This window comes from Accumulibacter sp. (assembly GCF_016789985.1).
In the GTDB taxonomy this organism is placed as follows: Bacteria; Pseudomonadota; Gammaproteobacteria; order Burkholderiales; family Rhodocyclaceae; genus Accumulibacter.
Genome location: NZ_JAEUOL010000201.1, coordinates 1 through 2685, shown reverse-complemented (window position 1 = coordinate 2685; position 2685 = coordinate 1). Strand labels below are relative to the sequence as shown.

Sequence of the window (2685 nt, the reverse complement as noted above, 5' to 3'; positions counted from 1 at the left end):
ATCTATGGACTCCCCCGATTTTGCAAGGTGATGTGTTGTTGGTTTGTCGGAAGCAGCCTGCAGGAATCTATCCGGCCTACTTTCGTGGTGCCCGTCGGCACCGGCCCTGATGACATACGCTGCGTGGAACCCTCATTAGCAAAGCGGCCTGGCATCGGCCAAACACGTTACCAGGCTTTTTCCACGCTGGTCTGAACCGTCATCCCATCAACTCATGTCGCTCGCAATCCTCAGGCAGGAATCTGGCTGAGGTATTGGTTGAACAAGACAAGCCTCAGCTTGCCACTTGATATTCGGTGCCGCGAGACCGCATCGCCCAGATGATACGTGCCTTCTTGGCGGCCAGCGCAACCGCCGCGACGTTGGCGCAAGCCCGCTCCTTGAGCGCTTCTGCCCATCGGCTTTTTCGATCCGTCTTGTCGGCGGTCAGTCGCAACACGGATCGAGTGCCGTGGATGAGCAAAGTGCGCAGCGTGACATCGCCCCGCTTGCTGATCGATCCGAGTTTCGTCTTGCCGCCGCGGGAATTCTGCCGGGGCGTCAGCCCCAGCCAGGCGGCAAACTGTCGTCCGCTCTTGAAGGCGCTGGCGTTGCCCACGCTGGCGACCAGCGCGGTGGCGGTGACCGGACCCACCCCTTCAATCGCCATCAGGCGGCGAGCCGGTTCGCAGGCCTTGGCCAGGACTGAAATCTTGCGGTCGTAGGCCAGGATGCGCTCGTCGAGCGTTCGCAGGCGGTCATGCAATTCGCCAACGGTTTCCCTGGCCAGCAGCGGCAATTGCCGCCCGCCGGCGCCGATCTCGGCGAGCAGCCGGCCGGCTTGGGCAATGCCTTGCCCGGCCACTATGCCGAATTCGCCCAACAGCCCGCGCACCTGATTGACCAGCGCCGTACGCTCGGAGACGGTCAGGGCGCGGGCGCGATGCACGGCAAGAACGGCTTGGGCTTCTTCCGACTTGACCGGCACGAGGCGCATGTTCGGCCGGCCCACGGCTTCGCAGATCGCTTCCGCATCATTGGCGTCGTTCTTGCCGCTCTTCCGGTAGGGGGAAACGAATTGGGCAGACATGAGGCGGGCATCGTGGCCCAGCTTGATTAATTCCCGTGCCCAGTAATGAGAACCGGCGCAGGCTTCGATGCCGATCAGGCTGGCCGGCGTATTGGCGAAGAAATTGAGCAGTTCGCTCCGGGAGAGCGTTTTCTTGAGAACGCTTTTGCCGGGCTCATCCACGCCGTGGACCTGGAAAACCATCTGGGCAATATCAAGACCGATGCGAACATCTTTCATGGCACACCTCCTTGCTTCGTGCAGCCCCTTGGCCGCAATACGCTCAGTGTCCCGCTAGGCGGGAGGGGGAGTCCATTTCATTAGGATCGAGGAATTGGCTTCCGCCGGTTTCCAAGTGCTCATCTTTACGGGCGCTACAGGGTGTACAAAGTTCCTACGAAGGCGTGCTGGAACTCGGCGCATCCCTTGGCGTGAAGAACATCGGAAAGCCGTGTGCGCGAAAATCGCATGCACGATTTGATGAGGGAGGGAGGGCAGGCGAAAGCCTGTCCCCTACTCTACCCAGCTTTGTGCATGACCCCAGCTTTGATGTGAAAGGCAAGAGTCAAGCTCTGACCCTGGCGGCTGACCCCCTACAGCAATCCGACACCCTCCGCCAGAGCGGCATTCCGCAGTTCGTTGTCCCGGCTGGCCAGTGGTAACGCGTGGCGCAAAGCCAGTTCCAGATAGGCCGCATCGTAACTGCTCAGGTTGCAGCGCATGGCAAGTTCGAGGAGTTGCCGTGGTCCTGGCGTTGCGTGATCAACGTCGATCGGCAGCGATGTGACGACATCCACGATCTGGCGCGCGGCATCGACGCTCATTTTGCCCTTCATGCAGGCAGTTCTCAGAATGTTGGTGAACTCCAGTTGCCAAATCGCGGGAACGATCGCCCGATCTGTTTCCAGTCGGGCCGCGATGGCATCGGTGTAGTCGGACGCCTGATCGCCGATGTACCAGCCCGTAACCACCGAATTATCGAGGACGAACGGCATCAATCCCGCCCCTCCGCGATGGCCTCCACCAGAGTGGCGCCCAGTGTGGCGCCGCTGCCCAGAGTGCGCAAGCGGGTGATGGCGGCGGATACGCGCGCCGATTGGCCGCCGTCGGTGGAAGTGGCAGCGTTCACGGAAACGATCCGGGCCACTGGATTGCCATGACGGGTAATGGTGACTTCTTCGCCGCGCTCAACCGCATTGAGCAATTCGGACAACCGGTTCTTGGCCTCGAAGACGGCAACGGTTCTCATGGGAGTTTCTCCGGAGTCTGGATAGCCAGATTATAGCCTGAGCAAGAGCGTGTTTTGACGGGTCTATGTCGTTTCGTGTGGAAACGACATAGACCCCGCAGGAAGAATGGTCATCAGCAAACAGCTCAGCAGCTTCGGCGAAGGAAACACCATGCTTCTGTTCGTTGCTGCGCGCCTTTGCTTCATCCCATTGAAAATACATGGCCATGCCGCGTCAAAGGGCAAGTTGCTGCTGGGTGTCGTCGAATGTCTGCTTCACTGGTCGGCCCGGCGAGCCCTTCCACGTGCGCCGCCCCAACATGAAGGCTATCTCGCGCTGAAAGCGCTCGCTGCCCAACACGAAGCCCCCGTTTGCCGATTCGCGTATTCGAGCGACTAGCGCGGGTTC

Annotated in this window: 4 protein-coding genes; all 4 read right to left on the bottom strand. The window is 60.5% G+C overall.

The window, feature by feature from the left end:
- Positions 1-274: 274 nt before the first annotated feature.
- Positions 275-1288: an IS110 family transposase gene (locus tag JNK99_RS11855; protein ID WP_291853252.1), complete on the bottom strand. Its 1014-nt coding sequence runs from the start codon at positions 1286-1288 to the stop codon at positions 275-277.
- Positions 1289-1641: 353 nt separating this feature from the next.
- Positions 1642-2043 (bottom strand): type II toxin-antitoxin system VapC family toxin, encoded by a 402-nt coding sequence (locus JNK99_RS11850; protein WP_291853249.1) that lies wholly within the window; start codon positions 2041-2043, stop codon positions 1642-1644.
- The gene (locus tag JNK99_RS11845; protein ID WP_291853245.1) at positions 2043-2297 is read right to left on the bottom strand and encodes a type II toxin-antitoxin system prevent-host-death family antitoxin; all 255 of its coding nucleotides are present in this window, start codon (positions 2295-2297) and stop codon (positions 2043-2045) included. The genes JNK99_RS11850 and JNK99_RS11845 overlap by 1 nt, the downstream gene beginning before the upstream one ends.
- Entirely contained in the window at positions 2236-2499 is a 264-nt protein-coding gene (locus tag JNK99_RS11840; protein WP_291853255.1) for a BrnT family toxin, read from the bottom strand. Before JNK99_RS11840 ends, JNK99_RS11845 begins: the two co-directional genes overlap by 62 nt.
- Between the last annotated feature and the right edge of the window lie 186 nt (positions 2500-2685).